Origin of the sequence: uncultured Chryseobacterium sp., assembly GCF_913776365.1 — a bacterium.
GTDB lineage: Bacteria > Bacteroidota > Bacteroidia > Flavobacteriales > Weeksellaceae > Chryseobacterium.
The window spans coordinates 1-5,638 of record NZ_CAJYMO010000355.1 but is presented as its reverse complement, the minus strand read 5'-3'; the positions used below and the strand labels follow the sequence as shown (position 1 = coordinate 5,638).

General features: G+C 41.8%; 6 protein-coding genes. 2 read left to right on the top strand and 4 right to left on the bottom strand.

What is annotated here, in order from left to right:
• The 3 genes from QZ735_RS18985 to QZ735_RS18975 all read right to left on the bottom strand — a co-directional run.
• Nucleotides 1–324: glycosyltransferase family 2 protein (locus QZ735_RS18985; RefSeq protein ID WP_294252031.1), on the bottom strand; the 324-nt coding region annotated here is incomplete at its 3' end.
• Nucleotides 325–741: 417 nt separating this feature from the next.
• Nucleotides 742–1,140 (bottom strand): branched-chain amino acid ABC transporter substrate-binding protein, encoded by a 399-nt coding sequence (locus tag QZ735_RS18980; protein WP_294252029.1) that lies wholly within the window; start codon nt 1,138–1,140, stop codon nt 742–744.
• Nucleotides 1,141–1,196: 56 nt separating this feature from the next.
• Nucleotides 1,197–2,357, bottom strand: coding sequence for a THUMP domain-containing protein (locus tag QZ735_RS18975; RefSeq protein WP_294252025.1), 1,161 nt, complete (start codon nt 2,355–2,357; stop codon nt 1,197–1,199).
• A 134-nt stretch (nt 2,358–2,491) separates the two neighbouring features.
• Here QZ735_RS18975 and QZ735_RS18970 point away from each other — a divergent pair, with 134 nt between their 5' ends.
• Both QZ735_RS18970 and QZ735_RS18965 read left to right on the top strand, forming a co-directional pair.
• Nucleotides 2,492–3,220 carry a class I SAM-dependent methyltransferase gene (locus QZ735_RS18970; RefSeq protein ID WP_294252023.1) on the top strand — a complete coding sequence of 243 codons (729 nt, stop codon included), beginning with the start codon at nt 2,492–2,494 and terminating at the stop codon, nt 3,218–3,220.
• Complete coding sequence (locus QZ735_RS18965) at nt 3,220–3,948, top strand: ZIP family metal transporter (protein ID WP_294252034.1); 729 nt, start codon at nt 3,220–3,222, stop codon at nt 3,946–3,948. The genes QZ735_RS18970 and QZ735_RS18965 overlap by 1 nt, the downstream gene beginning before the upstream one ends.
• Before the next feature lie 232 nt (nt 3,949–4,180).
• Here the strand turns inward: QZ735_RS18965 and QZ735_RS18960 are convergent, their stop codons facing one another.
• A complete protein-coding gene (locus tag QZ735_RS18960; protein ID WP_294252022.1) occupies nt 4,181–5,569 on the bottom strand; it encodes a hemin receptor in 1,389 nt (462 codons plus the stop codon).
• Nucleotides 5,570–5,638 lie beyond the last annotated feature (69 nt).

Below are 5,638 nucleotides of genomic sequence, written 5' to 3'. Positions count from 1 at the left end.
AATTTTCAGGATATTTTTTTTAATATGTTCGATATAATCCTTTTCCACGATGACGTCACTGTCTACAAAAACCAGCCATTCGTTTTTTGCTCTCCGGGCACCGTAGTTCCTTGAGAGTCCCGGCCCGGAATTATCTTTCCTGAAATACCGGATTTCCAGCAGGTCTTCAAAGTTGGCGATGGTAGGCTTCAGATCGATCAGGGAACCGTCGTCAACAATAATCACCTCAAACGCTTTGTCCGTTTGTGCAGTAAGCGAATTCAGGAGTTCGAAAAGTTCGTCTTTCCGGTTAAAGATAGCAACGACAAGGGAAAGGGTAGGCATCAGATCTGAAAATTTTTCAAAATTACTTATTCACGGAAGAATGAGCAAAAAAGTTGATTAAAATATATAACGGAAAATCCGGCATTTTTGTATAAAGTGCATGAGGTAATCTCTGAATTTTCATGGGCCCTTTTTTCCAGATCACTCAGCAGCTGATCAATGGAACCGCAATAACACGGATCATTTTTTTATTAAACGTGCCCGGGATAACGATCCTGATAGGCTTAAAAGATGCCTGAATTCCTATAATTATTTTTAAAGAAGTAATATTTGCCAGATAAGTGTATCCATGAAAGATCTGCCGGTTCAGCCAGCTTTTCAGATTCCAAAGCTGAAAGCTTATTATTTTCATCATTTTATGGACGGGTGTAATGTTCTTTTATCCACGAATGGAAATGTTTTCCGGTATGAAAGAAATTATCCGGATATTCCTGATCTGAAGTATATATAAAAAGCGAGAGCATGAAAAAACAAAAGAGATGAACCGCTGAAAAACAGCCACCGGAAAACACTTGTGAAATCATATTTTCCGAAACGATATAAGATCAGGAAAAAGATCAAGGACAGTAATGTACCGATGATCGATACTACTGCTAATGACCCGATGTGAAGCTCGAAAGGCAATGGCTTTTTAAAAACGAAAAACAGAATGACGAAAGCAATAATCAGAAAAACAACTCCCGTTTTCTCCGTAAGATGCCTGCTTTTTTTATCCTGTACGGGTTTATCAGACCCTGAACCTATCATCAAGATATTGTTCAACATGTCTGCTATATCTGAAAAAATCCCGAAAACATCAAAAAAATCGAAGTTCATAATTATAATTTTTGCATAAATATAAAGCCTTCCGTTTCCGGAAGGCTTTATAATCATTAATTTTCCAGCTTATGCACTTTCTTCGTTCCTTCATACATTTCGTACTGAAGAAAGCGGGTTTCCAGCTTTCCGTTGAACAGCTTGATTTTCCTGGACGGGCGGAGGCCAATTTTTTTCAGCGCATCCAGATCTGAGGAAATCAGCCACGCCAGGGTATTGGGATAATGGGTCTTGAAGGTATCCCCTATTTTTTTGTAGAAATCATCGTCATTGATGGAGATCCTTTCATCATACGGCGGATTGAAGACCATCAGCAGCGGGAACAGCTCCTTCTTGGAATCGAAAAAGTTCTGCTTCTTTACTTCGATCACATCTTCCATTTCGGCAGCTTCAATATTCATCCGGGCAGCATTCAGCATCCGGGCATCGATGTCATAGCCCACGATTTTTCCGGTGAATTCCCTGACCCGGTTGATGCGGAATTCCTTGATTTTGGAAAACAGGTCGGCATCGTAGTTTTTCCAGTTCTGGAAAGCGAACCTCTTCCTGAAAATCTGGGCCGGCAGGTCCATGGCGATCATGGCTGCTTCGATCAGCAGGGTTCCGGAACCACACATCGGATCCAGGAAGTTTCCTTTTCCGTCCCAGCCTGCCAGCTGAAGCATTCCGCTCGCCAGTACCTCGTTGATGGGCGCTTCTCCCTGTTCTTTCCGGTACCCCCTTTTGAAAAGGGCATCCCCGGAAGAATCCATTGAAATGGTAACCAATTCCCGGTCGATATGCAAGTGGAACTTGATGTCCGGGTATTTTGTTTCCACATTCGGACGTCTCTTGAATTTATCCTGGAAATAATCCACAATGGCATCCTTCATCTTCAGGGTAACGAACTGCGAATGCCTGAAGGTTTCTGAGTTTACGGTGGCATCAATGGCAAAAGACTGATCCACATCCATGAAATCTTCCCAATTGAATTTAAAGAGCCGGTCATAAAACTGATGCTGGTTAAAAGCTTTGAATTCGTACACCGGAACCAAAACTTTTAAAGCCGTTCTCGCCGAATAATTGATCTTATACAAAAATCCGAGGTCCCCTTCACAATTGACTGCACGGTTTTTCACTTCTACCTTCCTTCCGCCCAGTTTTTTGATTTCTTCTGCTAAAATCTGCTCAAGCCCGAAGAAAGTTTTTATCTGAATCTGTATATTTTCTGTTTCCATAAATGAGTATTAAAGATATAAATAGGTATGAATTAAAAGATTAGGCATTCAGTGTCAGCAATCATCGAATATTTCAATCTTCCAATATCGAATACTTTTCCCTTTTACCGCACAAATTTAGTTATTTTTGCATTATGGAATGGTTTGAATCTTGGTTTGATACCCCTTATTATCATTTATTATACAGCAACAGAGACTATACGGAAGCAGAAAACTTCATCACAAAACTTACCGCCGACCTTGAGCTTCCCCCAAATGCCTCGATCATTGATCTTGCCTGCGGAAAAGGAAGACATTCGGTTTTCCTGAACAAACTCGGTTATAAGGTACTGGGGCTGGACCTTTCCAGGAAAAGCATTAAATACGACAAGCAGTTTGAAAACCAGACCCTTGCTTTTGAGGTTCACGATATGCGGAACCCGATTGATGCCGAGCCTATGGATGCCGTTTTTAACCTGTTTACCAGTTTCGGCTATTTCGATAACGAAAACGATGATAAAAAGGTATTTCAATCCGTTTATAATGTACTGAAGCCCGGAGGTTTTTTCGTGCTGGATTATCTGAATGAAGAATATGTAAGACAGACCCTGGTACCTGAATCGGTGGTCACCCGGGAGAATATTGAATTTAATATCTCCAAGAAAATTGAGGGCCGGCACATCGTGAAGGATATCCGCTTTGAAGCGGATGGAAAGTCTCATCATTTTTTTGAAAAAGTAAAGCTCCATACCCGTGAAGCCATCAATTCCTATGCTTCGGAATGCGGGTTTGAGAGGATAAAAATATGGGGGGATTATCAGCTGAATGAATTTAATAAGGAAGCTTCTCCCCGTTGTATTAATCTGTTTAAGAAAAACTTATGATCACGGTATTTTTACTGATTCTAAGTGTAATTGCCGGAGTGTTTTTAGGTAAATATTTTGGTAAAAAAGAAAAACTGGCAAAAAACCTGCTGGTTTTAAGTGCCGGATTCCTGATTACCATTTGTCTGAATGAGGTCTTCCCGCAGGTTTATACTTCCCGGGCAGGCAGCAGCTTAGGGATTTTTGTGATTGCCGGAGTTCTTCTCCAGATGATCCTGGAAGCGCTGACCAAAGGTTTTGAACACGGTCACTTTCACCATCACAGCGAACGCAACATCCTGCCGGCAGCCCTGATGGTAGGCCTCTTTATTCATGCTTTCATTGAAGGAATCCCCCTGGCTAATGAAACCCATCAAGTATCTCCGTACCTGCTCGGCATCGTATTCCATAACCTCCCGATTTCATTTATCCTGGGAGCATTCCTCTTCAACAGAAACGGAGAGCCGAAATCTGCCCCGTCTTATCCTTCCCTGCTGATCATTGCTTTGTTCGCATTGGCATCTCCGGCGGGAATGCTGTTAGGGAATTATTTCAATCCGGATCTTCAGCCTTATTTTTTAGCCGTCGTGGGCGGTATCTTTCTTCATATCTCTTCAGTCATTATTTTTGAAAGCAATAAAAACCATAATATCGACTGGATTAAAATCGGCCTTGTGGTAACAGGTGTCTCCCTGGCATTGATCATGCACTTGTTCCATAGCCATTCCCATACAGGACATTCTCATTAATGGAGCTTAACTGGAATACCTGCCCTGTTTAAAAGAAGCATATGGATACCTGAAGCTTGTACAGCCTCATCATGATCAAATGATAACCGCACATGGCATCGCACAATGATCTGAATTGCCATTATTATACAAAACGAATAAAATAACAGGTATTCCGGTAAAAAAAATCTCCGGAACTGCTGGGTTCCGGAGATTTTTGTATTCAATCTGCCTTATTTCCGATTCAGGGAAATCAGAATTTCCATCCGAAAGTAAGAAAGAAATTATTTCTTATATTTTTTACATCGGACACGGCATAGGCTTCGCTTGCAATCAGGCGGTCACGGGAATAGTACCCGTCTTCAAAATCGGCATTTACAAGACCTCTTAAGAAAGGATTGCTGTATTTGGAAGTAACGTTCTGATACGTAGCATCAATATAGAAAGATCCGAAATCATATCCGATACCTAACGACGCAGAGTTCCTGTTTCCAAGAATAAGATTGCTGTACGTTTGTGCTCCCATATCTCCGTTATTATCATACCGGTCAATGTTCAGGGCATCGAAAGGACTGGAAACATAAGAGTATCCTCCTCTCAGCCTGAACTGCTTGATTCTGTATTCAGCTCCGATTTTCACTTCTGAAAGATTTTTGGAATTCTCCTTGAAAAAATCATTCAGATCAGCTTCTGCAGGACCATATACTTTATAATCAGCTTTTGTAAGTCCCAGGGTATAATCTACGTTCATAGAGAAACTTTTATTAGCGATAAAAGCGGCACTTACGGTGGCTTTCAGCGGTGAAGTCAGCTTCCTGCTTTCTGCTCCGTAGTCATCTCCATTGTATACATCATTGTAAAAGGCATATGTCCTGTCAATATTCCAGAAAGTCGGAGTTTCCAGGGATGCACCGATCCTGAAATTCTGGTTCAGTTTCCCGATAACCCCGATGGTAGCGGAGAAACCGTTTCCTCTTTCGGAAAACGGCGTATTCTGCTTGCTGAAGGATTCGGAATTGCCTGAATTCACATCGTTAAAAATTGCCGTATCGGACTGATCAATCGATGCATTCAGGAAATTAAGGCCTGCTCCCAGATAGAGGCTGTTGTTGTAATTGGCTCCTACCCCGAAACTTGTTTTCGAAAGGTATCCGTAACGGTCATAAGCATGTTTTCCAAATGCAGAACTGCTGCTCGTACCACCTGTGCCGGGAAAGTCATAAATAAGATTATTGTTTCCGGGAGTTTCTACATAGTTTTCAATAGACTGGTTGGAATAGTTGACCCCGATATTAATGAATTTCCACGCGCTTTCTGTCATCAGCTGGAACGTCATCATGGCTCCTATATTTCCCAGATCTCCTTTGTTTACCGTATAGGCACGGGAAGCCCCCGCATAAGAAGAAGTATTTTTATTACCCGTAACGGATAACGTTCCCGATATTTCTCCGGAGATGGCTACCCCAAGCCCTGCCGGGTTGGTCAATAAAGAATTGGAGTCTCCGCCTAACGCTCCGTTGGAACCTGCCATGGCATTGAACCTGGCAGATCCTGTACTGGGAGAAGCTGAATATACATCTACCGTATTCCTGATCACAGAAATATCCTGAGCCTGCGCAAAAAATGCAGCAGAGATACTCATGAGTGCTAAAGATTTTTTTAACATTATTTTTTTGAATAGTTATTGATTTTTAAATTACCTGCCGCCACG

Bases quoted from the DNA above. Each gene is read 5' to 3' on its own strand.
- QZ735_RS18980 (WP_294252029.1), bottom strand. From the start codon at position 1,140: ATGAACTTCGATTTTTTTGATGTTTTCGGGATTTTTTCAGATATAGCA.
- QZ735_RS18975 (WP_294252025.1), bottom strand. From the start codon at position 2,357: ATGGAAACAGAAAATATACAGATTCAGATAAAAACTTTCTTCGGGCTT.
- QZ735_RS18970 (WP_294252023.1), top strand. From the start codon at position 2,492: ATGGAATGGTTTGAATCTTGGTTTGATACCCCTTATTATCATTTATTA.
- QZ735_RS18960 (WP_294252022.1), bottom strand. From the start codon at position 5,569: ATGAGTATCTCTGCTGCATTTTTTGCGCAGGCTCAGGATATTTCTGTG.